The 25,784-nt window shown below is 58.7% G+C and carries 28 protein-coding genes; 11 read left to right on the top strand and 17 right to left on the bottom strand.

Annotated elements, in window-relative coordinates:
- Positions 1-8: 8 nt before the first annotated feature.
- Entirely contained in the window at positions 9-923 is a 915-nt protein-coding gene (locus BST95_RS13680) for an SDR family NAD(P)-dependent oxidoreductase (protein WP_084200160.1), read from the bottom strand.
- Between the two features lie 11 nt (positions 924-934).
- The gene (locus BST95_RS13675; protein WP_084200159.1) at positions 935-2,110 is read right to left on the bottom strand and encodes a steroid 3-ketoacyl-CoA thiolase; all 1,176 of its coding nucleotides are present in this window, start codon (positions 2,108-2,110) and stop codon (positions 935-937) included.
- A gap of 238 nt (positions 2,111-2,348) precedes the next feature.
- Between BST95_RS13675 and BST95_RS13670 the strand changes: the two genes are divergently transcribed.
- The 5 genes from BST95_RS13670 (at position 2,349) to BST95_RS13650 (ending at position 7,075) form a co-directional block, all read left to right on the top strand.
- Positions 2,349-2,816: a MaoC family dehydratase gene (locus tag BST95_RS13670; protein ID WP_084200158.1), complete on the top strand. Its 468-nt coding sequence runs from the start codon at positions 2,349-2,351 to the stop codon at positions 2,814-2,816.
- A 63-nt stretch (positions 2,817-2,879) separates the two neighbouring features.
- Positions 2,880-4,031, top strand: coding sequence for a DUF819 family protein (locus tag BST95_RS13665; RefSeq protein WP_084200157.1), 1,152 nt, complete (start codon positions 2,880-2,882; stop codon positions 4,029-4,031).
- Positions 4,032-4,053: 22 nt separating this feature from the next.
- Positions 4,054-5,487: a pyridoxal phosphate-dependent decarboxylase family protein gene (locus BST95_RS13660; protein ID WP_084200156.1), complete on the top strand. Its 1,434-nt coding sequence runs from the start codon at positions 4,054-4,056 to the stop codon at positions 5,485-5,487.
- A 66-nt stretch (positions 5,488-5,553) separates the two neighbouring features.
- A complete protein-coding gene (locus tag BST95_RS13655) occupies positions 5,554-5,955 on the top strand; it encodes an MAPEG family protein (protein ID WP_169843946.1) in 402 nt (133 codons plus the stop codon).
- A gap of 121 nt (positions 5,956-6,076) precedes the next feature.
- Positions 6,077-7,075 carry a hypothetical protein gene (locus BST95_RS13650; RefSeq protein ID WP_084200154.1) on the top strand — a complete coding sequence of 333 codons (999 nt, stop codon included), beginning with the start codon at positions 6,077-6,079 and terminating at the stop codon, positions 7,073-7,075.
- Here the strand turns inward: BST95_RS13650 and BST95_RS13645 are convergent.
- From BST95_RS13645 to BST95_RS13610, 8 genes are all read right to left on the bottom strand, one after another.
- Positions 7,053-7,982, bottom strand: a complete 930-nt coding sequence (locus BST95_RS13645; RefSeq protein WP_084200153.1) for an FAD:protein FMN transferase — start codon at positions 7,980-7,982, stop codon at positions 7,053-7,055. The genes BST95_RS13650 and BST95_RS13645 overlap by 23 nt on opposite strands.
- 24 nt (positions 7,983-8,006) lie before the next feature.
- The gene (locus tag BST95_RS13640; protein ID WP_084200152.1) at positions 8,007-9,158 is read right to left on the bottom strand and encodes a DUF3570 domain-containing protein; all 1,152 of its coding nucleotides are present in this window, start codon (positions 9,156-9,158) and stop codon (positions 8,007-8,009) included.
- An 11-nt stretch (positions 9,159-9,169) separates the two neighbouring features.
- Entirely contained in the window at positions 9,170-9,382 is a 213-nt protein-coding gene (locus tag BST95_RS13635; RefSeq protein ID WP_084200151.1) for a DUF4266 domain-containing protein, read from the bottom strand.
- The gene (locus tag BST95_RS13630; RefSeq protein WP_169843945.1) at positions 9,379-9,807 is read right to left on the bottom strand and encodes a TlpA family protein disulfide reductase; all 429 of its coding nucleotides are present in this window, start codon (positions 9,805-9,807) and stop codon (positions 9,379-9,381) included. The genes BST95_RS13635 and BST95_RS13630 overlap by 4 nt, the downstream gene beginning before the upstream one ends.
- A 240-nt stretch (positions 9,808-10,047) precedes the next feature.
- Positions 10,048-11,223 (bottom strand): thiolase C-terminal domain-containing protein, encoded by a 1,176-nt coding sequence (locus BST95_RS13625; protein WP_084200149.1) that lies wholly within the window; start codon positions 11,221-11,223, stop codon positions 10,048-10,050.
- Between the two features lie 3 nt (positions 11,224-11,226).
- A complete protein-coding gene (locus BST95_RS13620) occupies positions 11,227-11,658 on the bottom strand; it encodes a hotdog family protein (RefSeq protein WP_084200148.1) in 432 nt (143 codons plus the stop codon).
- Between the two features lie 14 nt (positions 11,659-11,672).
- Positions 11,673-12,632: a bifunctional MaoC family dehydratase N-terminal/OB-fold nucleic acid binding domain-containing protein gene (locus BST95_RS13615; RefSeq protein WP_084200147.1), complete on the bottom strand. Its 960-nt coding sequence runs from the start codon at positions 12,630-12,632 to the stop codon at positions 11,673-11,675.
- 28 nt (positions 12,633-12,660) lie between these two features.
- Positions 12,661-13,848: an acyl-CoA dehydrogenase family protein gene (locus BST95_RS13610; protein ID WP_240500199.1), complete on the bottom strand. Its 1,188-nt coding sequence runs from the start codon at positions 13,846-13,848 to the stop codon at positions 12,661-12,663.
- Between the two features lie 54 nt (positions 13,849-13,902).
- Here BST95_RS13610 and BST95_RS13605 point away from each other — a divergent pair, with 54 nt between their 5' ends.
- From BST95_RS13605 to BST95_RS13595, 3 genes are read left to right on the top strand one after another with little or no spacing between them, the layout of a single operon-like run.
- Positions 13,903-14,607, top strand: a complete 705-nt coding sequence (locus BST95_RS13605; protein WP_084200145.1) for a TetR/AcrR family transcriptional regulator — start codon at positions 13,903-13,905, stop codon at positions 14,605-14,607.
- Between the two features lie 11 nt (positions 14,608-14,618).
- Positions 14,619-14,960, top strand: a complete 342-nt coding sequence (locus BST95_RS13600) for an acyl-CoA dehydrogenase family protein (protein WP_084200144.1) — start codon at positions 14,619-14,621, stop codon at positions 14,958-14,960.
- On the top strand, positions 14,861-15,766 hold the full coding sequence (locus tag BST95_RS13595; RefSeq protein WP_169843943.1) for an acyl-CoA dehydrogenase family protein: 906 nt from the start codon (positions 14,861-14,863) through the stop codon (positions 15,764-15,766). Before BST95_RS13600 ends, BST95_RS13595 begins: the two co-directional genes overlap by 100 nt.
- A gap of 21 nt (positions 15,767-15,787) precedes the next feature.
- On the opposite strand, the gene BST95_RS13590 is transcribed toward BST95_RS13595, so the two are convergent.
- From BST95_RS13590 to BST95_RS13560, 7 genes are all read right to left on the bottom strand, one after another.
- Positions 15,788-16,294, bottom strand: a complete 507-nt coding sequence (locus BST95_RS13590) for a hypothetical protein (protein ID WP_084200142.1) — start codon at positions 16,292-16,294, stop codon at positions 15,788-15,790.
- Positions 16,295-16,346: 52 nt separating this feature from the next.
- On the bottom strand, positions 16,347-19,442 hold the full coding sequence (locus tag BST95_RS13585) for an efflux RND transporter permease subunit (protein WP_084200141.1): 3,096 nt from the start codon (positions 19,440-19,442) through the stop codon (positions 16,347-16,349).
- Positions 19,443-19,449: 7 nt separating this feature from the next.
- Positions 19,450-20,577, bottom strand: a complete 1,128-nt coding sequence (locus tag BST95_RS13580) for an efflux RND transporter periplasmic adaptor subunit (RefSeq protein WP_084200140.1) — start codon at positions 20,575-20,577, stop codon at positions 19,450-19,452.
- A 125-nt stretch (positions 20,578-20,702) separates the two neighbouring features.
- Positions 20,703-21,125, bottom strand: coding sequence for a YqaA family protein (locus BST95_RS13575; protein WP_084200139.1), 423 nt, complete (start codon positions 21,123-21,125; stop codon positions 20,703-20,705).
- Between the two features lie 23 nt (positions 21,126-21,148).
- The gene (locus tag BST95_RS13570; protein WP_084200138.1) at positions 21,149-21,973 is read right to left on the bottom strand and encodes a TauD/TfdA dioxygenase family protein; all 825 of its coding nucleotides are present in this window, start codon (positions 21,971-21,973) and stop codon (positions 21,149-21,151) included.
- 32 nt (positions 21,974-22,005) lie between these two features.
- Complete coding sequence (locus BST95_RS13565; protein ID WP_308428297.1) at positions 22,006-22,251, bottom strand: ATP-binding protein; 246 nt, start codon at positions 22,249-22,251, stop codon at positions 22,006-22,008.
- Between the two features lie 248 nt (positions 22,252-22,499).
- Positions 22,500-22,772, bottom strand: a complete 273-nt coding sequence (locus BST95_RS13560; RefSeq protein WP_205737275.1) for a hypothetical protein — start codon at positions 22,770-22,772, stop codon at positions 22,500-22,502.
- Between the two features lie 395 nt (positions 22,773-23,167).
- Between BST95_RS13560 and BST95_RS13555 the strand changes: the two genes are divergently transcribed.
- Genes BST95_RS13555 through truC form a run of 3 tightly spaced genes read left to right on the top strand, consistent with a single transcriptional unit; the run spans position 23,168 to position 25,732 of the window.
- Positions 23,168-24,001: a nuclear transport factor 2 family protein gene (locus BST95_RS13555; RefSeq protein WP_066050992.1), complete on the top strand. Its 834-nt coding sequence runs from the start codon at positions 23,168-23,170 to the stop codon at positions 23,999-24,001.
- A complete protein-coding gene (locus BST95_RS13550; protein WP_084200136.1) occupies positions 23,998-24,987 on the top strand; it encodes a type II asparaginase in 990 nt (329 codons plus the stop codon). The genes BST95_RS13555 and BST95_RS13550 overlap by 4 nt, the downstream gene beginning before the upstream one ends.
- Positions 24,974-25,732 (top strand): tRNA pseudouridine(65) synthase TruC, encoded by a 759-nt coding sequence (gene truC, locus BST95_RS13545; RefSeq protein WP_180962007.1) that lies wholly within the window; start codon positions 24,974-24,976, stop codon positions 25,730-25,732. The genes BST95_RS13550 and truC overlap by 14 nt, the downstream gene beginning before the upstream one ends.
- Positions 25,733-25,784 lie beyond the last annotated feature (52 nt).

Below are 25,784 nucleotides of genomic sequence, written 5' to 3'. Positions count from 1 at the left end.
TTATCCGCTTATACCGGCGGAACGGAGAAGCCACCCCAAACTGACATGTAGTCGTCGTTGTAGTGCTCAGCCAGTGTGTTGTGCAGGCCTTCCACATCCCACTTGGCAGCGCCTTTGGGGTTGACGAACGTTTCGCGCAGGGTGGGGCGCTGGGCGATCTGGACTTCATTGCCCCATACCACCATCACCTCGCCAGAGATCTTGCCTGCCTCGGGCGATGCCAGGTAACCCACCAGCGGGGCGACGTTGGCGGGATCAAACATATGGAAGCTACCGTCCTTGGGGGCCGCGAACATTTCAGCGGTTTGGCCGCCGGCGGTCATGTCGGTCAGAGCGCGTGGCATGATGACGTTGGCGGTAATGCCGTATTTGCCCAGTAGCTGCGCTGCGCCCATGGTCATTGCCACGATACCCGCCTTGGCGGCGGCGTAGTTGGGCTGGCCGGCAGAGCCGTAGAATGCCGCCTCAGAAGACGTGCTGACCAGGCGGCCATACACTTCCTCACCGGCTTTGGCTTTGTTGCGCCAGTAGGCGGTGGCGTTGCGCATGTTCACGAAATGGCCGCGCAGATGAACGCGTACGACGGAGTCGAACTCATCGTCGGACATACCGAAGATTGTCTTGTCGCGGCAGAAGCCAGCGTTGTTCACCATGATGTTGAGGTCACCGAAGGTGTCCAGGGTGGTTTTCATCAGGTTCTCAGCATCGGCCGAGTCGGCGCAGTCGCCGTATACCGCAATGGCTTCGCCGCCGAATCCCTTGATTTCCTCCACCGCAGCTTCAGCGGCTTCCTTGGCGTCAGGTAGGCCAATGTCGTTGATGACAACCCGTGCGCCCTGGCGGGCCAGCTGGATCGCTTCTTCGCGTCCCAGGCCGCGGCCTGCGCCGGTGATGACAGCTACCTTTCCGGTCAGGTCTCCCATGTGAATACTCCTTAGATTCGTTCGATGATGGTGCCGGTGCCCACGGAGGAGCCGCAGCACATAGAAATGAGAGCGGTGGTTTTGTCCGCTCGCTCGAGTTCATGCAGCGCCGTGGTGATGAGACGGGCGCCGGTTGAACCAACAGGGTGCCCCAGAGCAATCGCGCCTCCATTGACGTTAACTTTGTCGAGGTCAGCGTTGTATACGCTCGCCCATGACAGAACGACTGCGGCGAAGGCCTCGTTGATTTCAACCAGGTCGATATCGTCCATGGTCATGCCGCTGCGCTTGAGGAGGCGCGCGGTGGCGTCCACGGGGCCATCGAGCAGGTAATAGGGGTCTGTCCCCACAACACAGTCGGAGATGATGCGCGCACGGGGCTTGAGGCCGCGGGCCTTGGCCTCTTCTGCGGTCATCCACAGTACCGCCGCGGATCCGTCGGAAATCTGGGACGAGTTGCCGGCGGTGTGAATGTTGCCGTCCATGACCTGGCGCAGTTGGCCCAGGCCTTCGAGCGTTGTATCGCGCAGGCCCTGGTCTTTGATGACGGTTTTGGTTGCACCGGTGAGCTGGCCGTCTTCGCCCATAATTGGCGCCTCTACGGCAAAGGTCTCACGGTCAAAGCGACCCTCGTCCCAGGCGCGCTTGGCGCGCAGCTGGGAGTTGTAGCCGAGTTGGTCGGCCATTTCGCGGGTAATGCCGCGGTTGTCGGCGATACGCTGCGCGCTGGAGAACTGATCCGGGGTGGAATCCCAGGGCCAGTTTTCGGGGACAAAGTAACCCGGACCGTTCATGACGTTCATGCCCAGGCCGACGCGGCTCATGGATTCAACACCACAGGCGATACCGATATCGATGGTGCCGGAGCCAATCATCGAGGAGATCATGTGGTTGGCGGTCTGGGCCGAGCCACACTGGTTGTCCAGGGTGGTGCCACCGGCGGCGTAGTCCTTGCCGAGGTTGAGCCAGGCGTTGCGAGTAATGTTGCTGGATTGTTCACCGGCCTGGGTGACGCAGCCACCGGCGAGGTAGTCGACATCGCTGTATTCGAGGCCGCTGCGTTTCATGATTTCGGCCAGCGACAGCCCCAGTAGTTCCACCGCGTGGAATCCACTGAGATCGCCAACCACGGGTTTGCCGCGGCCAATGGGGGTTCGCACTGCCTCTACGATGACTGCTTCGCGCATGTTAAGTCCTTATTCGGGGGAGAATCTTGGGCCACACAGTCTACTGTAAGGCCGTGTGGGAGCAATGACAGATTGCGTCATTTAGATGGATCTATTCTGCCGCCAGAACGCGCATTGTCGCAAGCAGGTGAAATTCAAAAAATGCTTGCGGTATAGAGGTTTAGGCCCGATGTGTGACGAGCTGCGAGTACCATAGGCAGCCGTTGATAACTTTCCATGCCGCAAGGAGTAAAAGGCCATGAAACAGTATAGGCACGATGACGTAGAAGCCCTGCAGGAGCTGGTATCTGAAGAGTTTGGCAACTGGAGCCAGCCGGTTGAAGTCAGCCAGGATATGGTTAACCAGTTCGCTGAGTTAACCGGTGATGACTATTGGATTCACACCGACCCTGAGAAGGCCAAGACGGACAGCCCCTTTGGCTGCACCATCGCCCACGGTTTTCTAACCCTGGTGCTCATGCCGAAAATGCGCTCGGAGCCCACCTATGAAGTCGTTGGCTTTAACAACATGCTCAATTACGGCTCCGATAAGTTGCGTTTCACTGGCGCGGTGCCCGTAGGTAGTTCCATCCGCAGTCGCTCTCGCATTAAGGAGATCAGTGCTACTCCCAAGGGCACCAAGATGGTGATGGAACAGCATATTCACGTGGTGGGGCAGGACGAGCGGCCGGCGGTCATTTATGAGCTGGTGATCTTCTACATGTAGACCTCCCGCAACCCCTTCAAAGCGGTTAGACTCTGGGGCAAGTATTCCGCGTCTAAAACTATAATGCCCCTTCTTACATTCGGGTTGCTGTTCGCCGCCCCTGCGGCGGTTATCTGGCTGGTACATCATCAGGCCTGGGCTGCGCGCCTGGGCGTGGTGGTTATCTGCTATCTGGCTGGCCTGTTGGTCAGCACGCTTAATCTGTCCGACCAAAATCAGGTTGGGGCGGCTTCCACCGTCGGATGGCTGTCTATCGGCCTCGCGCTGCCGCTGCTGTTAATGGCGCTGGATTTACGCAGCTGGCGCTCGCTGGCGGGGAAGGCCATGCTCTCCATGTTTCTGGCCACTTCGGCGGTAGTGGCGGTGGCCACTGCGCTGTACTTCCTGTTCGCTGATGGCGTCAGTGCCAGGCATTCGCACCTGGCAGCCATGTCGGTAGGGGTCTACACCGGTGGCACACCGAATCTCGCCGCCATCAAGGCCGGGCTGGATATCGCCGATTCCGATTATCTGCTATTTCACAGCGTGGACACTGTCATCGGCGCAGCCTATATGTTGCTGATGCTAACCGTCGGTATTCCCTTGTTTCGGCGCCTGCTGCCGGGGCGCGCGCAAATGCAGGCTGAAGGTACCGTTGATAGCAGGCTCGAGGAAGACTTCAGCCTGTTGTTACAGCGGCAGACGATATGGCAGGTGCCCGTTGCACTTGCGGTGGCGGCGTCGGTGGCTGGCGCCGTATACGCGCTGGCGAGCTGGCTGGCCGCGACATTCACCGCGCTCCCCATGACGCCGCTACTTATCGTATTACTCACCACCGCCGGCGTCGCGCTGTCCTTTACACCGCTGCGGCAAAAGCTTACCCACGCGTATCGCATCGGTATGTATCTGATTTATGTATTCTGTTTTTCGATCGCTGCAACGACGACGCTGGAGACGCTGGCTGGCGCAGATCCCATGATTGGCCTGTTTGTGCTGGGTGCTGTACTCGGTAGCGTGGTCGTACATGCGGTGTTGTGCCGATTCGTGGGTGTCGATGCGGACACCTTTATGGTGACCTCGGTGGCGGCTGTATGCAGCCCCCCGTTTGTGCCGTTGATTGCGCGGGCGCTGGATAACCCCGGCCTGCTTATGTCCGGCATGATGACGGGCATTGTCGGTTATGCCCTGGGTAACTACCTTGGTATCTCCCTGGCGCTGGTGTTGTCGGGAATCTAGATTTTGAGCAGGAGTGAATAACATGCATAAACCTATGCCGGAAAGGGGCCGCGCCGGCCCGGAAGTGCTCGCAGAGCTCGATGCCTTCAAGGCGCAGGACCCCCGATTCAAGGAGGGCAGGGTGTGGAGCCTGGTGTATTACCTTGACGAAGAGCACTCCGGATTCATTAAGGATGCCTATCACAGCTACGCCAGCGAAAATGGGCTCAACCCGGGTGCGTTTAAAAGCCTGAAGAAAATCGAATCCGAAGTGATTGCTGCAACGGCGGAAATTCTCAACGGCACTGAGGATGTGTGTGGTGTGGTCACCTCCGGCGGTACCGAGAGCTGTCTCATGGCGGTAAAAACCTACCGCGACATGGCCAGGGACACGCGCGGCGTAAAGAAACCGGAAATGATTCTTCCGGAGACGGCGCACGTGGCCTGGTTCAAAGCCTCGGAGTATTTCGGTGTTAAGATTCGCCTGGTACCACTGACCGCTGACTTCACACCGGATTTAAAGAAGCTCAAGAGCCTGATCAACCGCAATACCGTGATGATTCTTGGCAGCGCCCCGGAATATCCCCACGGCACCATCGACCCCATTCAGGAGATGGGCGCTATCGCGGAGAAAAAGAACATCCCGTTACACGTCGATGCCTGTGTGGGCGGGTTTATTCTGCCATTTATCGAAGACAATGGCGGTGCTGTACCGCCCTGGGACTATCGTGTACCCGGCGTAACGTCGATCTCGGCGGACATTCACAAGTACGGCTATGCCGCCAAGGGCGCGTCGACGATTACCTATCGCAATCTCGATTATCTGCGTTATCAGATGTTCGTCTATGAAAACTGGGCTGGGGGCGTGTTTGCTTCACCGGCCTTGTTAGGTACTCGTCCGGGTGGGGGCTACTCAGCGGCCTGGAGCGTACTGCAGTACTTTGGCAAGGAGGGTTATCGTCAACTTGCCCGGGAAACGGTGGCCGCGGTCCATGCCCTGAAGGCAGGCGTGAACAGCATTCCTGAACTGGCGGTCATGGGGAATCCCATTGGACCGCTGTTTTCGTTCCGCTCTACCGATCCAACGTTGAGTATCTATGCCGTGGGCGACCAGATGGACGCGCGCGGCTGGCAGGTGAACCGCAATCAGTTTCCCGAGGGCTTGCATGCCATGGTCACCGCTCAGCATTTGAAGGTCGTCGACCAGTATATTGCCGATCTCAAGGCTTCAGTTGACGTGGTGCGCGCCAATCCAGCGCTGGCCAGGGAGGGCGGGGCTGCCACTTACGGTATGTTGGCGCATGTGCCGCTGCGGGGCATGGTGCGCAAAAAGGTCCTGGAGATGTTCAGCGAGCAGTATCGTGCCGGAGGGGGTGAGCTCGACCTTAGCTCGGGCGACGCAGCGGGCGGTCCGCCGGGACTGGTCGATAAACTGGTGAACTGGTATGTCCAGCGACAGCAGCGCAAGGGCCGCTAGGCTGGCGCTCGGTGATTGTTGCGGCGAATATCGTTCCCCAATTGGTTTTTGATGGAGTCTGAATTTATGGAAATCAGTGCAGCCTATGTTTCGACGATTCACGCCCTGGGCGTATTGGGTGCTGTGATGCTCTGTCAGCTACTGCTGGCGGATATCATCGGAATTCGTCGCGGACATGTTCCCGGAGCACTCGCGCCAGCCGATCACGACGACCTGTTATTTCGCGCCAGTCGCACCGTCGCCAATATCAACGAGAGTATTGCGATCTTCATTGTTGCGGTCGGGTTTTGTGTGGCCTCGGGTGCCTCGCCGAGTGCAACGGCGTATGCGGCCTGGGGGTTTGTCGGCGCGCGGGTTCTGTATGCCGTCTGCTACTACGCCAATCTGAAGCTGCCGCGCTCAGCGGTATTTGCATTGTCCCTAGTGGCTATTGCAGCGCTGCTAATCATCGGATTTACCGCGCATTGACCGACGATCGCGCCGCACTAGGGGCGTGACTGCAGCGGTTTGATCTACCCGCAGTGGGCGTAATCTGATTGAGGCGAACTGGCGTAAACATCGTATAAGCATTCGATTAAAAGGGGTAGTCATGGCCAGGTTTGCCAGTCGCTGGCTCACGGCGGCGCTAGTAGTGCTGCTAGCGGGTTGTTTTCAGGTGGAGATCGCGGGCCCAGTCAGCGGAAGCACAATCACCATTACCGAGCTGCGGTCACGGGCACAGGTGCTCGATCCGGTCGTCAGTGAAGATCAGACGTCGATCATCAGCAGGGTCGGCCAGGGTCGCTGGAATGGCTTCGACGATTTGCAGCGGCTGATCAATCTGGGCAACTTTTTTATCGATGCAGGCTCCCTGGTCGATACCCGTTTCTATCTCGTCACTGTCAGCGGCGGCGTCGATGTAGACGCCAATACCGATGGCCAGGTGGATGCTAACGGGACGCCAGTGGCAGGTGAGTGGCATGCCATCATGCGTGGTAGCGATCTCAAAGAGGGCGGCGGCAAGGTGTCAGTCTTGACTGAAGCCCTGTACCAGGTCGTGCGCGAGGAAATCCCCCAGCTTAACAACCCCCAGCTGCTGGCCCGTCTGGATGAGCTCGCCCGCACTATCATTACGGACACTACAGACGATGGCACGGTCGACTACGCGGATGTCCTCAACTGGACTGTGCTGTTCGATGTCGATAAATACCAGCTGGATTATGCCAGTGTGGAACAGCTGCAGGGTGTGATTACAGCTGGCTCGGGAAATGTCAGCAGAGCTGCGTTCCAGGTAATAGGCGAGGATGAGCTGGATGCCCTCGCGTTCTTCGAGGAAAAGATTGCAGACCAGATTATTCAGGCCCGCTGTGTGAACTGTCATGTGGATGGTGGCGTTGCCCGCAATACCGCGCTGGTGTTTGCGCGCAACAACAATCCAAATTATGTCGAGCAGAATCACCAGGTGTTTGTGCGTCTGGCGGCGGTGCGGGAAGTGACGGCGTTTGTCACCAGCAAAGCACAGGGCCAGAGCGGTCATCGCGGTGGGGTGCAGTTGCGAGCCGGTAGCGAGGATCTCGAGAACTTGTTCACTTACCTGCGCTTGCTCTAGTGTCAGGGGTGCCTAATGGGCCGTGAACCTGCAGTTCGCTGTCCACAGCGCACCATGGAAGGCCACTCTCCCGCAGCCATGTAAGTGCCGACTCCCTGTCAGGTGCGAGCATGGCCACGGTAGCAACACTGCCTGCAACCATACACTGCTCTCCCTGTACTGATGCGGCGATCAGGCCCCGCACGGGCAAACCGGTGGTTGGATTCAGGTGGTGGCTGTAGCGAACACCGTCAATGATCATGCAGCGTTCATAGTCACCGCTGCTCGCCAGGCGCAGATTGGTCATCGGCAGGGTCGCACAGGACGATCCAGGGGAGCGAGGATGGGTAATCGCTACGGACCATGGCAGACCATCACCCTGCGGGCCGAGCGCGGCCAGATCGCCGGCCATATCCAGTAGCGCATGCTGAACCCCTTGTTCGGCGAGATAGCGGATGCCGCAATCCACGGCATATTCCTTGACCAGCCCACCCAGGTCCAACTCCATGCCTGGCCGCGGTAGCCGTATGCCATGGTCATCCCATTCCACTGAGGGCCAGTCGATCAGCGGCAGTAGTGCTTCAACAGCGCTGGCCGCCGGTACAGTACCACTGCGAAAGTCCCAGGCGCGGCGCAAAATCCCTGACGTGGCATCGAACCGACCCCGACTCTGTTGGTAGAGTTGGTCGAGATAAGCGCATAGCCCTGCGGTTTCAGGGTCAATGGCGATGGGTGCGGGTTGGCCCGCCGCGGCGTTGATGGTAGACAACAGGCTGTCGGTTCGGTAGCGGGAATACTTTTGCTCCAGGCGTCCGATTTCCGCCTCCAGCCCGAGTAGGACTGATGTATGCAGGGGCGTATGGCTGTCTATGAAGACAGTGCAGGGGCCGCCCATGGCCTTGAAACGATGTTCGGTGCGAAAAGGCATATTGGCATTATACGCCCGGGGTGGTTACTCGAAACGGTAGTCCAGAGCCAGTGTCGCACGCCAGAAATCCACCAGCGCAGGTGCCTCCTCGCCACCATAGAGGCTCCAGCTATTGTCAGAGCGATAGCGTTCGCCGGCGACGGTGACGCGCCAGTTGTTCATACTGGCGACCAGTCTCGCTCCGAGGGTCACCGCGCCGAACGATGACAGTCGGTAGTCGTCGCTGAAGTAACGCTGAGCGGGATCTGCGATTACGCTGAAAAAATCGGCCTCACTTTGGCTGTAGTAGCGAACATAGGGCACGAGTGAGAATCGTCCCAGGGTCTGATGCCATTCACCGCGCAGCGTATGTGAATCGATATCCCAGTTGTCGCTGTAGTAGCGATAATCGATATGCAGTGCAGCGTCGGGTGCAATCAGGAATTTCCGCCAGGACGCGCTGGCAGTGGTTCTGCTGCGACGGTCGGGGCGCTGGTCAAGCAGCTTGTAGGGGTCGCTCAGGTAGCCATTGGATACGGAATAGCTCAGGCCGAGACGAACCAGTGCCGTCTGGCTGAGAATCTGGGTCATGCCAAACCAGGCTGAAGCGGTATCCTTTTGCTCATCTTCAACATTGGTGGGGATGGTGCCCTGGGTAGGGGAGATGTCGTCGTCTGCGTACGACACAGCGCCGCTCCAGGTGCGTGAGTTGTCGCTGTTGTTCCAGGCGCCGTCAAGGCCAATGGATTTGGAGCGATAATCGTCCTCATCGGAGTAGCCCAGCTGGAGACCCGCGTTGCCCCGCGGCATGTAGTAGCGCGTGGTGGTGCCTACGTAGGTGCGGGTATCGGAAATGCTGGCGCCGCTCATGAATACCGCTGCGCCGCCATCCGCGGTTTCGCCCACAAACCAGGGCGAGGCGCCGCTCATGTGTTCGCGCTGTACATCCAGGGCAAATGACCAGTCATCGGCAATCGGGGTCAGGAGATGGGCCTGATAGATGTCGATGTCATAGCGCTCATTGCTGCCAAGGATCACCTTGTTCCTGGACAGATCATCTTCCTGATATTTGCTATAGCGAATGCCGGCTTCCGCCACCTCTGGCGGCGCGTCGGCATTTGCGACGGGTGTATAAGCGGGGAGTAGCAGGGCACTGGACGTGAGTGCCAGTAGCCTGGGGTTGTCAGTGTCACGCATGCGCCGCAGTCCTAGTTGCAGCCACAGCCACCACCGGCTGCCCCGGCGCCGCCACTGGACGCTTCCTTGCTGTAGTGGATCTGCGCCTGGAGTGCTGACTCGCGCGGGTCGGCATTGAGCTGCATCTCAGGTTTGGCGAGATAACCCCGCTCCCAGGGTTGCACCTCACTGGTGGCGCAGCCCATGGGGAGAGGCAGAAGCAGTATCAGCAGCAGCCGTTTCATTCGTTGAGTAACTCCATTAGCGTGGCGCGTACCTTTTGTTCGTCGTTCTTGCGAAACCCGGTGTGCACGCCGCGCACAACGCCGTTGCGGTCAATGTAGAACGCGGTGGGCATTCCGAGGATCTCAAAGTCGGCCGGGCTGTTTCCCTCTGGATCGAGCAGGACTTCATAGTCCACCGGATAGCGCGCGAGAAATGCCTGCGCATCCTCTGTTTCGGCATCCACGTTCACGGCGACAACAACCAGCCCCTGGCTCTGCAGTTCGGCGTAGATGCGGTTGAGCGCAGGCAGGGAAACACGGCAGGGGCCGCACCAGGATGCCCAGAAATCCAGGTAAACAACCTTGCCGGAGAAATCATCAAGGGATACGATTTGTTGAGTGTCAGTCAGGGAGGGTAGCTGTAGCGAAGGAGGGCGTTGACCCACATCCACAGCCAGTAGAGCCCCTGGGCTCAGCAAGAGCAGGGCAACAAATATATGGGACAGAATCGGGGCGCGCATACAGTTAATTACGCAGGTGCAGCGAGGTTCAGATCAGTGGCGGCGTTTTGAGCGCTACGGGCATCGATAAACGTTGGTGGAGCGGCGATTTCAGCCCCCGGCCCACTAAGAAAAACGGCGCGGTTCTCACTGCGCCGTGTTCAGGTTGCGTTGCCTGCTAAGTTTTCAGTCCAGTTTGCCGAGGATGGCGCCACCGGTGGGAACGCCTACGCCGGAAGTGACCAGCACATGGTTCACGTCCTTGTTGGGCTGGTTGACCGATTGGCCGCGGGCCAGTCGCGTGGCCTCAACGATGCCGTTAACACCGTGGATATAGGCTTCAGAGAGCTGCCCACCGTGGGTGTTGGTGGGCAAGCGACCTTCCGGCCGCATGGCGCCGCCGAGGACAAAATCACCGGCACCGCCAAACTCACAGAATTGCCAGGCTTCCATCTGCAGTAGTACGTTGGGTGTGAAGGCGTCGTAAAACACCGCCGCATCGACGTCGTCTGCGGTCAGGTCGCTCATTTCATAGCACTTACGAGCCGCGATACGGTGCTCTTCGACGTTGGAGAATTCTTCGCGATAGAACGACGTCATCTGCTCCTGGTCAGCGCCGAACGCCGCCGCAACGCCTTTGACGACGACCGCGGGTTGCTTGAGGTCGCGAGCACGCTCTGGTGTAGTGACAATCACGGCAGAGGCACCATCGCTCTCCTGGCAGCAGTCAAACAACTGCAGCGGATCGGCAATCATGCGGGCGTTGTCATAATCTTCGCGAGTCAGCGCTTTGCCATGGAAAAACGCATTGGGATTGTTCACCGCGTAATCGCGGGTTGTTTTGGCGACCTCGAACAAAGCATCTTTGGTGACACCGGTGCGGTGCATCCAGCGCTTGGTAATCATGGCGGTCCACGATGCGGGCGTCAGCAGGCCATAGGGCATATACCAGCCCCAATGAATCGCATCTGCGGTGAGGATTTGACCGGATACACCCTCGGAATAGCGATGACCGGAGCGGCCGTTCAGGGCACGGAACACCGCGACACACTCAGCCATGCCAGTCGCAACTGCCATGACCGCCTGCTGCAGCGAACCGGTGGCGGCGCCGCCGCCGTAGTGCGCGCGACCCCAGAAGTTGATATCGCCGCAACCCAATGCTCGGGCAACCTCAACTTCGTCGTTGTTGTCCATAGTGAACGTCGCGAAGCCGTCGATGTCCGTGGGCTTGAGGCCCGCATCGTCGAGGGCGTTTTTGATCGCGGTCACTGCAAGGTTGAGTTCAGATACACCGGAGTCTTTGCTGAATTCGGTGTTGCCGACCCCAACGATGGCCGCTTTACCATTGATGTTTGCAACCATGTCTTATGCTCCCTGCGGCAATGCCAGTTGTACGGTGCCCGCCATGTGCATGCCCCAGATATTGTTTTCGCCGGTGACAGCGATATCAATCACGCCGCTGTCTCCGTCCTTTGCCGTTACCTGACCGGTGACTTTCATGACCATGCCGGGCACATTGGGCGCACCCAGTTTGATGTCCAGGGACTTGACCACGGCCTCGGGGCCGCTCCAGTCGGTGGCAAAGCGGGTCATGAGGGCCTGGCTGGTCAAGATGTTCATGAAAACATCTGGCAGGCCCGCCGCCTGCGCCACGGATTTGTCGTGATGCACCGGCTCGTAGTCGCGGGTCGCGAGGGCGCCGGACACCACCAGGCCAGAGGTAATGTCGATATCCTGCTCGGGCAGGGAGTCGCCGACACTGACGTCGGCGAAATTCAGTGTTTGATACTCACTCATTGTTTCGTCGCTCCTTATGCCGGGTAGAATTGGGGCAGCATGGTCTTTTCGTCGACCTGTTCAACTTTGCCCTTGAGACGCATGCCGATACTGACGTCGTCGTATTCGCAGCCCACGACGTTGGCGACCAGATGCGTGCCCTCATCAAGTTTGATGACGGCACAGATCGGATCCTTCGGGTAACCCGGAATGGCCGGGTGGCGCAGGCAGGTGAAAGAAAGCACTTCGCCATCCAGGGTCGACTCAATGGCATCCCACTCGGTGGACTGACACTCGCCACACATGGGGCGGGGAGGGTGACGCAGGGTCTGGCAACTCGTGCAGCGCTGGATCATAACGCGGCCCTCATCGCAGGCCTCCCACCACCACTTGTTGTCGTGGCCACGGGGCGAGGCGATACGGGTCGGTACTTCCAGGGCGCTGTCGCTCTTGGCTGCGGCAGGCTGCTCCTGAGGGATGAACTTGAGTACCCGGAACCGCTGGGTGCCGAGCTTGACACCATCCTGATTGCTGAAAGTGGCGAGAGTTTCGTAGAAATAACCGGTGCCGCGTGCGGTGGCCTTTCGCTCTGAAATGGTGTCTATCACCATTTCCATAACGATCTGGTCGCCGGGACTGGCCTCAGCGAAGTACTCCTGCTTGACGTTCGTGCCCAGTACGCCGGTATAGCCATTGTCGTTAAACAGCTGAACCAGATCAGATTGCGCGTCGGACGGGCGGCCGGTACTGGCCACCGCGTAGCCCTCCTGGTTCCACACGTACATCATCGCAGGAGGTGCGATAGTTTTACCGCGGGCGCTCTGGGCAGCCCACTCCGGGTTCGTATAGGCCGGGTTGGTGTCACCCATGACTTCGGTCCAATGGCGAATCATGGTGTCGTTAACGGCGTCCTTGGCCGGGGTTGCCGTGCAGACCCGCTTGCCTACATAGGCGTAGACCTGGTCTTCAAAGGCTTTTATTTCTTCAGGCGTCATAGTGCCGATCCTTGGGTGCTTTTTTTGTTTAGCGGTGCTGGGGCATGCCCAGACCGTGGGTGGCTACCAGACCGCGCAGTACTTCCACTACGCCGCCGCCAAAGGTGTTAATGGTGGCTCGGCGATGCTCGTGCTCGAGATTTCCGTGCAGTGCGGTGCCTTCGGCAGTGCCCGTCAGCAGGGCGTGCGGGCCGACGACTTCCATTAGCAGGCGGCAGATCTCGAGCATGATTTCGGTGGAATACACTTTGATAGCGGAGGGGAAAACCGGGTTCATCTCGTGCTGATCGAGCTGCCAGGACATACGCGCGTTCATCACTCGCATAGCCTCGAGATGTGAATAAACCTCTGCCAGATTGCGCTGCGCCAGCGGATCGTCGATGACACGCTGGCCATCCCTGCCTTTGGTCTCGCGCGCCCACTGCATGGCGTCCCGGAACAGCTTCCAGGCCTGAATGCCCCAGGCGGCCAGGCCGATACGTTCGTGATTCAGCTGTTCGGTAATCAGGCGCCAACCGCCGTTTTCCTTACCGATAATCATGTCCAGGGGCACTTTCACGTCTTCGTAGTAAGTCACGTTGGTGTGCACGCCACCCATGGTGTGAATCGATCCTCTGGAGAAGCCGGGGTCTGAAGTTTCTGAAATCAGAATGGAGATGCCTTTGTGCTTGGGCGCATCGGTGTCGGTGCGCGCCGCCAGCCAGACGTAGTCAGCACCCTCGGCGCCACTGGTAAAAATCTTGCTGCCGTTGACAAGGTAGTGGTCATCTTTCTTCACCGCAGATGTGGTCAGTGCGGCTAGATCGGTGCCGGCGCTGGGCTCGGTATAGCCAATCGCAAAGTGCATCTCTCCAGAGGCAATGCCCGGCAGGAAGCGCTTTTTCTGTTCTTCGGTGCCGCTGCTCATGATCGCCGGGCCGACGGTGTTCAAGGTAACGAAAGGGGTAGGGGCATTGGCGAGGAGGGCTTCTTCGTAGCGAATCAGCTGTTCCGATTCAGTCAGGCCACGGCCGCCATATTCTTCAGGCCAGCCTACGGCGAGCATTTGATCTTTACCCTGCTGCAGGATCAGCTCTTTGTAGAGGTCGCCGCTTTCGGCATTGCGTAACTCCTCGTGATATTCCGGCTTGATCAGGTCGGTGAAATAGGCGCGGAATTCGCGGCGAAGTTCTTTCTGGGAATCTGTGTAGTCGACAAACATCAAAAGTTCCTCCAATCGGATTGCCACAATAATATTGAATTTGAATTCAAATTCAACTATTTTGTACCCATGAATCGCAGGGCTAAACCAGAACAAGCTGAGGGCAAGCCGCTTAGTGCCAAGGGTGAGAAGGCGCGTGCGCGCCTGATGGACGCTTGCATGGCAGTGCTCGAGCGCGAGGGTTATCACAAGATGCGCATTGCGGATGTCACCCGCGAGGCGGGTATGGCCCAGGGCTTGTTCTATCACTATTTCAAGGACCTCAAGTCCCTGACTGTCGAAGTGCTGACCAATTTTGCGCGTGCTATTCACGACCCGGCACTGGTGGAGCAGGACGTAGAAAAGGGCGACTGGTATGGCCGTATCTACGCCTACAACCTGCTGATCGTGAAGAACTATGCCCGCCGCCCCGGCGTCATGCGCTGCTTGCTGCAAATGGCAGATGAAGATTCTGAATTCTCGCAAATGCTGCGCGAGCAATACCGAGAACAATTGATGTGGCTGGTGAACCTGATGCCGGGTCTCTTTCCCGAGGTGACGTTTAAACGCCATCAGGCGCTGATGGTGGCCTATTCACTGGCAGGCATTGGTGAAGGACTGATCCGCGAATACTTTATCAACGAGAGCAAGACGCTGCGGGCGGCGAAACTCAGCGAAGCGGAATTTGCTGAATTGTTGACCACTATGTTTTACCGGGCATTGTTCCTTGAGCAACCCAATCCAGACAAATTGACTTACACGAGCAACCTGGCCGGTATGGCCAGAACACACTGAGGCACCCAACCATGGATTTTCAGTTCAACGAAGATCAGAACGCCATTCGCGATCTGGCCCACCAGATTTTCACCGATCGTGCGACCGACGAATTCCTGTTGGAATTTTCGCGCACGGATGCGACCTACGATGACGACCTGTGGACGACTCTGGCTGAGCAGGGGTTGTTGGGTATCGCGGTACCGGAAGCAGCCGGCGGTACCGGTCTGGGCCTGACGGAGCTGTGCCTGATCCTCGAGGAACAGGGCGTCGCGTGGCGCCGGTTCCGGTTTACGCCAACCTGGTGCTGGCCGGCTTGCCGATTGCAGAGTTCGGCACGGAGTCGCAGCAGGCTGAACTGCTGGGCGCCATGAGCGCGGGGCAGGCCAAGTTCAGTGCCGCCATCGCTGAAATTGCCATGAACAGCGCTATCGCCACGCAGGTGACAGCAACCCGTGACGGTGACGGCTGGCGGCTCGATGGCAGCAAAGCCATGGTGCCGGATGGCGCTGTAGCAGACTTTATTCTGGTGCCGGCCGTCACCGGCGATAGCACCAGCGTGTTCATCGTGCCCACGGCAACTTCAGGTGTGACCGTGACCGCCGCCGAGGTTGGCATTAGCGGTGATCGCGCCGCACACCTGGCACTCGATGCGGTGGCTGTGGCAGGAGAAGCACTATTGGGTAGTGAAGGGCAGGGCGAAGAGATCCTGACATGGATTGAAGAGCGCGCCAATATCGGCCACTGCGCCATGCAACTGGGTGTTACTGAAGAGGCCATGAAGCGCACGGCCGAATATGTCAGCGAGCGCAAACAGTTTGGTATTTCCCTGGGCAGCTTTCAGGCCCTGGCCATGCGTATGGCCGACAGCTATATCGACGTCGAAGGTATTCGCTCAACTTACTGGCTGGCCCTGTGGCGTCTGAGCAATGGCCAGGATGCGCGGGCCGAAGTGCGCGCCGCCAAATGGTGGGCATGCGATGCAGCGCATCGCGTGGTCTGCACAGCGCAGCATCTGCACGGCGGTATGGGGGCAGACATCGAGTACCCGATTCATCGCTTCTATCTGCTGGCCAAGCAGATCAGCTTCATGCTGGGCAACGCCGGTCAGCAACTCGAACAGCTGGGTAAACTGCTGGCGGCAGACGACAGCCTGGGGTTCCGCGCGCTGGAGGTATAAGCGTGCTGTTTCCACACCACATCAAGCGCGGGGGACCCCGCGCTCATAGTCGCGGTATGTCCACGTAAATCGGCGAAGACCAGACGCGCTCCTGCGCCCGGGCCAGACTTCATCTTCAAACGCTGTCCGGTAATCCCCGTAGCAGGGGTCAATGCCAGTGACCTCACCTTGAGCATTGTGTACCGGCCGCAGATTATCTGCGTTAATCGCGGGAGTTGCCTGCTGTAGCGCGCGGACGTAGTAGACAGTGTCGCGCTGGTCACGGGTGTAATCCGGGTCCGTGAACTGGACGCTGCAGCCGGCAGCATTGGGCTCACACTTAAACCGGCGCCAGGGGTCTTCAATAAGATCTGCCACCGGTTCTCCTGGGTAGGCCTGGGGCCGGATTCTCACCACTTCGATGGCGGCAATGATGTCCCGCTCGTCGGCGGGATTAAAGCACTCGCCGGCACAGAGATATTCCAGGCGTTCCGCAGAGAGCGCCGCGGTGTCGGCAGCCAAGGCAGAGGCCGAGCAGTTAATGGGCATACTTAGTCAGGCTCTCGAGCTAGACTGATGGCAGATGAGTTAAGCAGCAAGGTTAGTGCGTTTTTGTGCCGCCGCCCAGACGCTGGCGTAGATCCTGCTCGACTGTGTAAATCGTCGGTAGCAGCACCAGTGATACCAGTCCGCCAAATACGACGCCCCAGGCCATGCTCATCACCATAGGGCGGATATAACTGTTGTCCCCCATAATGCCGTAGGCCGTTGGAAACAGGCCGACGGCGGTTGTGACAGACGTAATCAACACCGGCCGGAATCTCGCCGTGGCGACGTCGGCCACTTCATGGATGGTCAGATAGCGCTGGAGTTCGCCGCGTCGGCGGTTCAGTGAGTGCATCATGATCAGCGAGTCGTTCACCAGTACGCCCATCAGCCCGATGATACCTGTTATGGCCATCATGCCCATCGACAGCCCCTGTAGGCTGTAGCAGAGCACCACCCCGGTGAGGCCGAAGGGAATGCACAGGAAGATAAGCAGCGGTTGTGACAGCGAATTAAACAGGATGACGAGCGCCGCAAAGATCGTGATCAGGCAAATAAGTGCTGCCTGCCCCAGATCCGTTAATGACTCTTCCATGTCGAGTTGCTCGCCACCCTGGACGATGCGCAGATCCGGATACTGCTCGCCCCAGGCCTGGTCTGCCATCCATCGTTTGAGTTCGGCGTTGACCTGTGCCACGCCGGCTTTGCGTGTGTCGACAATACCGAACACCGTGGTGGTGCGACGGCCGAAGTGATGCTTAATGCTGGCATCGCCCGGGCGCACGACAAAGTTGGCCACGGCATTGAGGAACACAGGTTCGCCGCGCCCGTTAATAATGACCAGACGCTGCAACGTTTCCAGCTGGTTTGCAGTGCCTGGTGCCATATTCAGTCGGTAGCGAACGCGCTCATCCAGCGTCTGCAGTTCATCGATGAGCAGCCCGTCCATGGCGACCGCAATGGCCTGGCTGACCTGGGTCACCGTCAGCCCACGCGACGCCAGCAAGGCGTGATTAATGTCCATATCAATTGTGTCTTTTCCGGGCAGGTAGCTGTTCCATTGGCTGGAAACGGCCGGATGCTCAGCGAGCCATTGCTCAATCTCAGCGGCTACATCGTAGCGGTAGTCGGCATTGCTGATGACATCCACTTCGACCGGCTTGCCCGTGACGGGGAGGTCGGTCTGGGCCTCAACCTGGGCAGTGAAACCGTTTGCGCGCGGCGAAATTCGGGCCTGCAGTTGCTCCACCAGTACGTGGGTGCTGGTACCCGAGCTGCGCTGGCCCAGTGGCTGTAGCTGGATGGCGATTAGTGCCCAGGCTTCATTCATGCCCTCAACCGCACCGTAGAAATCGGTATTGTGATGACCGATGACTGACGTGATGTTGCGCAGATCGATGGGATCGACCTGGGCGCGCAAATCTTCCTCGAGTGTCTGGACCACGGCGACGGTTTCTTCAAAACGACTGCCGGTGGGTAGCTCGACCTTGACGTAAATGGTGTCGATATCAAGATCCGGGTAAAGGCTGAAAGGGATCGTCATGGCGCCGACCGCAACTATGGCGGAGAACGCGGACAAAAATACCGCCAGGGTGATGGCTCGCCGTTTCAGGCAGACATCGATCAGGCGCTGGTAGAGCTCGCGTAAACGATTAAACCCAGAACGTTCCACAGGTTTGATATGCGCGGGAATGTGGGCCAGGTGCCCCGGTAGAATACACAGCGATTCGAACAGGGAAGCCAGCAGCAGGACGATTACTGCCATGGGAAAGGGTTTGAGGAATTCACCATTGGCGTTACCAATGAATAGCAGCGGCGCAAAGGCCAGCATGGTGGTGAGCGCGCTGAATATCACCGGTTGGGCCATTTGTCCCGCGCCGTTCACCGCAGCGTCCAGAGGCGCGAGCCCGGCCTGTCGCAGGCGCTTGGTGTTTTCGCTGACCACCACCGCGTCGTCCACCAGTATGCCCAGCATCAGGATGATGGCCGTCAGGGTCATGACGTTAATCGTGACATCGATGGCCGACAGCAGTAGGAAGCTGAGGCACACGGCAAACGGCAGGCCGATAGCCGCCCAGATCGCAAACCGGATATGCAGGAAGTAGTAGAGCAGCCCGAAAACCATGATCAGGCCCAGTATGGCGTTGCCGGTGAGCACCTGCAGTACGTTCATGGTGAGCCGTGACACATCGGCTACCATGACGGCCTCAACACCCGGGGGCAGTGTCAGCGAATCAATATGAGCGCGCATGGCCGCGGCGGTATGAACCTCATCTGACCGCGCTTTCTTGAGTGCCTGCAGAGCGATGCTCATACGGCCATCGACCCGGGTCTGCACTTCCCAGTCTTCAAAGTCTTCGACGATGGTTGCAACGTCGCGCAAGTAGACAGCGTTGCCGGGCGAGCCTGCGCGTAACAATGTGTCGCGCACATCGACGGGGTTGTCGAACTGACCAACCACCACCACGTTCTTTTCCACCAGAAATGAATCGACAGCGCCGCCGCTCTGGCGCTGATTCCTGGCCTGGATTGCGGCAATAATTTCATCGTGGCTAATGCCCAGTGCCGCCAGTTTTTCAAGTAGTAGCTGGATGCGCACTTCCGGGCGGCGGTAGCCGATTTTCTTGACGCTGGCGATGCCCTCAACCACCCTCATCGACTCGGCGACATTGCGTGCTACTTCACGCAGGGTGACTTCCGGTACGTCACCCGTAATATGCACTTCCATGATGGGTGTGAGCAGGGTGGACACTTCTTCCAGTTGCGGTTTTTCCAACAGATCTTGCGGCAGCCGGGTTTCAGCGCGATCAACCGCGCGCTGAATGTCGCGCATAATCTGGTGCCGCTCGGCGTCCTCGAGATCCAGAGTGAGCGTAATCAGCGAGACGTTTTCCATCGAACGGGACGTCATCTTCTTGACGCCGTCGACCTCGAGCAGTTCTTCCTCCAGGGGTAGGGTGAGGGTGAGTTCGACTTCCTCCGCGCCCGCACCGGCCTTAATCGTGGTGATGTTGAGGATGCCCATATCGACCTTGGGGTTGTACTCGTACCGCATGTCGGCGATGGTGAGGAAGCCCAGCACGAACACCAGGCCCATGATCAGGTTGACCAGCAGTGGACGATGGGCGAACCAGCTAATAATGGCGACCATGTTCTACTTACCTTTGCCGGGCAGTGATTGCAGAACCTTCGACGACAAATGCGTGGCCGTCGACAATGACTTCTTCATTGGGGGCCAGTCCCGCCAGAATTTGCAGGTGATTGGCCAGGCCGGTTGCGAGAACCGGCTCCCGCATGCGGGCAACGCCTTCCTCGACGACGAACACTACTTTGCGCCGGGCCCTGTCCACGAGAGCCTGCTCTGGGAGAATCAATACATCGTCTACCGGTCGCGTCTGCATGGTGGCAGTGGCGGTCATGCCCGGACGTAGCTGGGCGTCCGGGCTATTGAGCAGCAGTTTGACGGGATAGTTGCCAGTATTCTTGTCCGCCGCAACCCCAAGCCACTCAATGGTTGCAGGATAGCTCTGTCCCGGCAGTGCAGAAGCAATGATGGTCGCAGCATTACCTGCATACAGCAGGAGTACGTCTGTTTCACTGACCCAGGTTTGCATGCGCAGACCGCCGCTGAGCTGCAGCGTGACCAGGGTCTCGCCGGCTCGAACCGGTTCGCCTGATTCCACGGCCTGAATATCGACCTGGCCATTGGCCGGACTATAGATGCGGGTGTCTTCGAGATGGCGTTGGGCCAATTCGTGCGCGGCAACGGCCCGCTGGTAGCGTGCCGAGGCGCTATCCAGAGCGACTTTGGCGCTGTCCAACGCTTCGACAGAGATGGTGTTGCTGGCGGCCAGGTTGGATCTTCTCGCGAGTTTCTGGCTGGCATCATCCAGTTGTGCCTTGGCTTCTTCCAGTGCCTTGCTGGCCTGGGTTAATGCCAGTTCGCTTTTTCGCGGGTCCAGTTCCAGCAGTAATTGACCGACGCTGACTTCATCCCCTTCATCGACATAGACAGCTTTGACGGTGCCGGATAGCTCCGCAGCAATGCTGACTTCCTCGAGTGCTTCGATCACGCCGAAGCTGGTCACATTGCCCTGCCATGTAGTGGGTTGCAGGGTCACTGTGCGTACCGTCACCTCGGTATCATCTGGCGTGTTGCTGGTGGCAGTCTCGTCCGCGCCGCAGGCTGCCAGCAACGCTGTGAGGCAGACCGTGATGAGGCGGATGGTGCCTGAGCATTGGCAGCTGTTATTCAGCTGCCGGCCGTGCTTGTTTGTTATTCGCATTCGCAATGATTCCGCTGGTGACAGTGTGCTGAGCCAATATACAGGCTACCTGCGCGCGCGTGAAATCGTACTGTCACCTGAGGCCATTTTTCATGGGGCCAGGTGTGCAGGCCTAACGATCGAGGCTAAACCAACGATAGGATTCCCAGTACAGTGGCGTAGCGCGCGGTTTTGCCCAGGGCAGTTAACGCAATAAAGAGCGGGAAAGGCACGCGCATCACGCCTGCGATAAAGGTCAGCGGGTCGCCGATAATCGGCAGCCAGGCCAGCAGCAGCGACCAGACGCCCCAGCGATTAAACCAGCGCTGGGCGCCGGACAAAGAGTCTGTCTTGAATGGAAACCAGCTGCGCTCCTTGAAGTGCAGCAGGTATCGCCCCAGCAACCAGTTGACGGCCGCCCCCAGCGTATTGCCCAGCGATGCCCAGAACAGGAGATGCCAGGGATTGTAGCCGGCGCTAAGCAAACCGGCGAACACAATTTCGGAATAGGCCGGCAGCAGAGTCGCGGCGATAAACGCACTGAAGAACAGGCCGAGATAAGCCGTCATGCCCTGGCCCCGCCGCGTCTAGCTCAGTAGGGCGCGTCGCCGTCTATGGTAATCCGTTCCATACGGCGGTGTGCCGGGAAGTAATCATTGATCGGCCGGTGCTGCGTGCAACGATTGTCCCAGATGGCGAGGCAGTCTGGCCCCCACTGGAAACGACAGGTGAATTCGTCGGTGGTGACGTGCGCAAATAGGAACGCCAGCAGTGCATCGCTTTCCGCCGGCCGCAATCCTTCAATGTGAGTGGTGAACAGCGAATTGACGAAGATGGCTTTGTTGCCAGTTTCAGGGTGCGTGCGAATCACGGGGTGCCGCACGGGCGGATGGGCAGCGATGGCGTCAGCAAGGCGCTCTGGGCCACCGGGCTCTGCCAGACTTTCTTTAAAGCCAAATCGAAAATCGTGTACCGCGGTGAGGCCGCCCAGGAAGTTCTGCATCACCGGCGACAGCGCATCATAGGCGGCAGTCATGCTGGACCACAGCGTGTCGCCGCCCTTGGGTGGTAGGATCACTGACTTCAGCATAGTCGCCATCGGCGGCGTGGGGCTGTAGGTCATGTCTGTGTGCCAGGCTTCGATTTTGGTGGGCTTGTCCGGCGTACTTTCCAGAATGGTGATCTCAGGGAAGCCCGCCACGGTTTCGTAGGCGGGGTGCGTCTGTACCGGACCAAATGACAAGGCCAGGGCTTTCATATTCTCCGGGGAGATGTTGCTGTCGCGGAAGAAGATCACCTGATACTCATTCAGCAGTTTGCGAATGCGCCGAAAATCCTCGTCGTTGAGGGTCACTGACAGGTCGATGCCGCAAATTTCGGCACCAATGGCACCTGCGCTCGGTTTGATGTCTAGCATGGGGTAGGGGTCTCGTAACAACAGCGCATATGTTAGCACCGCAGCAGGGTAGATGAGGAGGTCTCAGCTTGAACCGGGAAGGACATACGCACGCAAAGACCCTTTCGACCGGTGTGCGCGGAAATCTCACCGTCGTGCAATTCGACAGCGCGGCGCGCTATGGGCAGCCCCAGACCGTGGCCGCCACTTTCGCGCTGGCGTGCCTCGTCAACGCGATAGAACTCATCAAATATACGCTCCAGTTCGGTGTCGGGTAGCCCGGGTCCTTTGTCTTCGATAGCAATCAGGAAATTTTGGCCTTCTCGATGCAGATGGCACCGGTCTGGCCAACACGTTCACAGCAGAGGTATCGAGCTGGCCTAGCGCCGGTTGGTGTTGATTTGTCGCCTGGCTTGAAAACCACAATGTTTGCGGTGCGTGCGCCCGAAGGCGCGTGGCTGGAGTTTTCCCAGTTGGCCGGGGCTCATTGAGCGTGTCGACCAGCAGCGACTGCAGCTGGGTTTCAAAAAACGCCGAGGGGATTTCTTCAGGTTGACAACGTCCTTGTCGTGATCGATGTTGAGTCGATCGTCAAACTCGGAGCACTCAAGTTGAACTTGATGTTCTGTAGGGAATCCGGCGTATCTGTGCATGTGCCCCAGATGCCCGCGTCTTCCCCGGAATCCATGTAGGCAACATGGTCTTTCTTGGGGTCGATGTTTACCAGCACGGCCTTGTTGCCAAACCCGAAGCGCTTGCGCGCGAGGTTACTGATCACGTCGTGGTAAATTTCTCGGGCGGTCTTGTCCGATAGTTCCATGGGTGTTCCTGAGTCCCCGTCACCGCATTGGGTGACGAACGTGTTAAAGATCATAGCTATCAAGGCGACTTGTCGGCTCGCGCCATGTGTATGTCGATTGTGCACGACGATGTTGAGGGTTTGGCGGATGCATTCCGCCATGGCCACTCCTATCCGTCATAGCGCGAACATCTTGCTTATGAATGCAACAGCATGCAGCTCGATGAATTTGCATTCGCCCATAATGCGGCTCAGATCAGTGAGTATCTGGCGCCGAAGTTTGGTCGCCGGGGGCAGGTCACTATTGAGCAGGTAGGCAGCCTGGAGGATTAGGGCTGGCTTTGATTCGCACAGTACTGGCGCTGGGCGTGCCTCTCGGTGCATAGTGTTCCCCGCATTCCAGTGGGGAACATGCCGTGAGTACGTTCAGTTTTTCAGAACAGCAGTGTCTGGATTTTGTCGAGCTTTCGCCGCAGGCCGTCGGTGCGCATGACTGGCCGGCCTGGCGGGATCTTTTTGCCCGCTATAGCCTGGTAGAGGATCCTGTGGGGGCACTCCCTTGTGTGCGACGCCCCGGGGATGATCCGGAGCGCGAGCCGCTCGCACGCTTTTATCGCACGTTTATCGCTCCCAACGCGGTGTCTTTTGAGGTGCATCGCGACACGGTATGTGGCCAGCATGTCTGGCGCGACCTGGATATTCATATCACGCTGCCCTCCGGGGCGAGCGTGGTGACGCCGACTCATCTCTGCTATGAACTTGTCGAGGAAGCCGGCCAGCTGCGTATATTTCGTCTGGCCGCCTACTGGGAGCTACTAACAACCGCGCGCAGCCAGTCCGGCGGGGCTGGCGCACTGTGGCGCATGTTGCGCGAAATGGGTCCTCGGGGCGTCGCAGGTTATATGCGTGGCCTCGGTGGTGTTGGCGATAAGGGTAAGGGCAGGGTGACGGCTTTGCAGCGCCGCCTTGATGCGGGGCAACCGCTTGATGATCTCTTCACCGGCGCAGTTGATGCGCCCGTAACACTAGACGCTCAGGCCAAGCTGCTCAGCATCGACGCCTTTCGGGAGCAGGTGCGCGAGGTGCGATTGAGTAAGCTGCTCGCCGCTGGCCAGTATGTCTCGGCAACGGCTCAGATTAACTGGCGCGATCAGGAACTTCACGGCGTGGCTTTGTTTCGCTTGCATCCTGCTTCGTTGGCGGTAGAGTCGCTGGACTTTTACTGTCAGCCACGGCCTGCATCTGAATGAAACCCAATATTGTGATTGTCGCGACCGGCGGCACTATCGCCGGCGCCGGCGATTCAGGCACCCGCGCCGGTTATGCCTCCGGACAGCTCGGTGTGGAACAGCTGCTTGAGGCGGTGCCACAACTGTCCGAGCTGGCCGAGGTGCGCGGTGAACAGCTGATGAGCCTGGGCAGCCAGGACATGGACGACGCGTCCTGGTTAAAGCTCGCGCAGTGCGTTGCCGCGTTACAGGACGCACCGGATGTGGATGGCATCGTCATCACCCACGGGACCGATACCATCGAAGAGACGGCCTATTTTCTCAACCTGGTGATTCAGGGAAGCAAGCCTGTAGTGATGACGGCAGCGATGCGACCGGCGACCGCACTTTCAGCCGACGGTCCGCTCAACATTTTCAATGCCGTTGCCGTCGCTGCCGACCCCGCCAGTGCCGACCGCGGTGTGTTGGTGGTGATTAATGACAATATCCACGGTGCCAGGGGCATGACCAAGTCTTCAACCACCGATGTGCAGACGTTTGTTTCGCCGGGCCGCGGATTGATGGGCGAAACGCACTACGGCCAGAATCGCTACTTTCGCCAACCCTACAAGCGGCACACCCGGGAGTCGGAGTTTTCCGTCGCGGGGTTGGATACCTTGCCCCGGGTAGATGTGGTTTTCGTCAGTGCAGGTGCTTCGCCCGATCTGCTCGACGATGCTGTGGCTCGAGGCGCCAGGGGGTTGGTATTGGCAGGCGTGGGGAACGGCAACATGACCACCGCGATGTTGGGCGCCGTGGAGCGTGCTGTGCAACAGGGCGTGGTGGTGGTCAGGTCAACCCGGGTGAGTACCGGCGTCGTGGGTCGCAATATTGAGATTGACGATGATACCCTGGGTACGGTGGCCTCCGGTGAGCTTAATCCAGCCCAGGCGCGGGTGCTGCTGAAACTGGTGCTGTGTAAGACGTCAGATCCGGCGCAGGTACAACACTATTTTGACCACTACTGAACTCCCTGAAACGCTGCCCGTCCTCTTCCAGGATGAGTATGTGGTCGCCGTGGATAAGCCCAGCGGACTGCTGGTTCACCGCAGCCCGATAGACCGCCACGAAACCCGCTTTGCCCTGCAATTGGTGCGCGACCAGATCGGACAGCGCGTGTATCCCGTGCATCGCCTGGACAAGCCCACCTCCGGTGTTCTGTTATTTGCCTTGAACTCCGAGGTGGCTCGAGCATTGTCAGACCAGTTTGCTGCCCACAGTGTCGCTAAACGGTATCTGGCGGTGGTGCGCGGTTATTGCCCTGAATACGGTGAAATCGATCACCCGATTACCGACAAGCCCGACAAAATTGCCGACCGCAATCGCAGCCAACCGCGCCCGGCGCAACCGGCGCTGACTCGCTATGAGCGCCTCGCCACGGTTGAGATTCCCCACGTCGTTGAGCGCTATCCGCAAACGCGTTACTCGCTGGTGGCGCTCGATCCGGTTCAGGGGCGCAAGCACCAGTTGCGGCGCCATATGAAACACCTGGGCTATCCCATTATCGGCGACGCCAAATACGGTAAGGGTGTGCACAATCGCTTCTTTGCTAGCGAGTATGGCTGTGATCGCCTGCTGCTCGCCTGTACGACCATGGAGATACTGCATCCCGTGACCGATGATGCGCTGCTATTACGCGCCGGGCTGGGGCCACGCTTTAACCGGGTGTTGCAGGCGTTTGGCTGGGAGAAGGCGGCTCTGGCTTCACTGTAGAGAGTGGGATTTACCGTGGTGAGGCCGTATAATCGCGGCCTTTTCCCCAGAT

The sequence above is a fragment of the Halioglobus japonicus genome (assembly GCF_001983995.1).
Taxonomy (GTDB): Bacteria; Pseudomonadota; Gammaproteobacteria; order Pseudomonadales; family Halieaceae; genus Halioglobus; species Halioglobus japonicus.
The sequence above is the reverse complement of the archived record's forward strand: the minus strand, read 5'-3'. Positions and strand labels throughout refer to the sequence as shown.

Excerpts from the sequence above, each read along its gene's own strand:
- BST95_RS13620 (WP_084200148.1), bottom strand. The coding sequence starts at position 11,658 with ATGAGTGAGTATCAAACACTGAATTTCGCCGACGTCAGTGTCGGCGAC.
- BST95_RS13600 (WP_084200144.1), top strand. The coding sequence starts at position 14,619 with ATGGATTTTCAGTTCAACGAAGATCAGAACGCCATTCGCGATCTGGCC.
- BST95_RS13550 (WP_084200136.1), top strand. The coding sequence starts at position 23,998 with ATGAAACCCAATATTGTGATTGTCGCGACCGGCGGCACTATCGCCGGC.
- BST95_RS13660 (WP_084200156.1), top strand. The coding sequence starts at position 4,054 with ATGCATAAACCTATGCCGGAAAGGGGCCGCGCCGGCCCGGAAGTGCTC.
- BST95_RS13570 (WP_084200138.1), bottom strand. The coding sequence starts at position 21,973 with ATGCTAGACATCAAACCGAGCGCAGGTGCCATTGGTGCCGAAATTTGC.
- BST95_RS13575 (WP_084200139.1), bottom strand. The coding sequence starts at position 21,125 with ATGACGGCTTATCTCGGCCTGTTCTTCAGTGCGTTTATCGCCGCGACT.
- BST95_RS13590 (WP_084200142.1), bottom strand. The coding sequence starts at position 16,294 with ATGCCCATTAACTGCTCGGCCTCTGCCTTGGCTGCCGACACCGCGGCG.
- BST95_RS13640 (WP_084200152.1), bottom strand. The coding sequence starts at position 9,158 with ATGCGTGACACTGACAACCCCAGGCTACTGGCACTCACGTCCAGTGCC.
- BST95_RS13585 (WP_084200141.1), bottom strand. The coding sequence starts at position 19,442 with ATGGTCGCCATTATTAGCTGGTTCGCCCATCGTCCACTGCTGGTCAAC.
- BST95_RS13645 (WP_084200153.1), bottom strand. The coding sequence starts at position 7,982 with ATGCCTTTTCGCACCGAACATCGTTTCAAGGCCATGGGCGGCCCCTGC.
- BST95_RS13560 (WP_205737275.1), bottom strand. The coding sequence starts at position 22,772 with ATGGAACTATCGGACAAGACCGCCCGAGAAATTTACCACGACGTGATC.
- BST95_RS13625 (WP_084200149.1), bottom strand. The coding sequence starts at position 11,223 with ATGGTTGCAAACATCAATGGTAAAGCGGCCATCGTTGGGGTCGGCAAC.
- BST95_RS13675 (WP_084200159.1), bottom strand. The coding sequence starts at position 2,110 with ATGCGCGAAGCAGTCATCGTAGAGGCAGTGCGAACCCCCATTGGCCGC.
- BST95_RS13665 (WP_084200157.1), top strand. The coding sequence starts at position 2,880 with ATGCCCCTTCTTACATTCGGGTTGCTGTTCGCCGCCCCTGCGGCGGTT.
- BST95_RS13670 (WP_084200158.1), top strand. The coding sequence starts at position 2,349 with ATGAAACAGTATAGGCACGATGACGTAGAAGCCCTGCAGGAGCTGGTA.
- BST95_RS13615 (WP_084200147.1), bottom strand. The coding sequence starts at position 12,632 with ATGACGCCTGAAGAAATAAAAGCCTTTGAAGACCAGGTCTACGCCTAT.
- BST95_RS13605 (WP_084200145.1), top strand. The coding sequence starts at position 13,903 with ATGAATCGCAGGGCTAAACCAGAACAAGCTGAGGGCAAGCCGCTTAGT.
- BST95_RS13635 (WP_084200151.1), bottom strand. The coding sequence starts at position 9,382 with ATGAAACGGCTGCTGCTGATACTGCTTCTGCCTCTCCCCATGGGCTGC.
- BST95_RS13650 (WP_084200154.1), top strand. The coding sequence starts at position 6,077 with ATGGCCAGGTTTGCCAGTCGCTGGCTCACGGCGGCGCTAGTAGTGCTG.
- BST95_RS13655 (WP_169843946.1), top strand. The coding sequence starts at position 5,554 with ATGGAAATCAGTGCAGCCTATGTTTCGACGATTCACGCCCTGGGCGTA.
- BST95_RS13580 (WP_084200140.1), bottom strand. The coding sequence starts at position 20,577 with ATGCGAATAACAAACAAGCACGGCCGGCAGCTGAATAACAGCTGCCAA.
- BST95_RS13680 (WP_084200160.1), bottom strand. The coding sequence starts at position 923 with ATGGGAGACCTGACCGGAAAGGTAGCTGTCATCACCGGCGCAGGCCGC.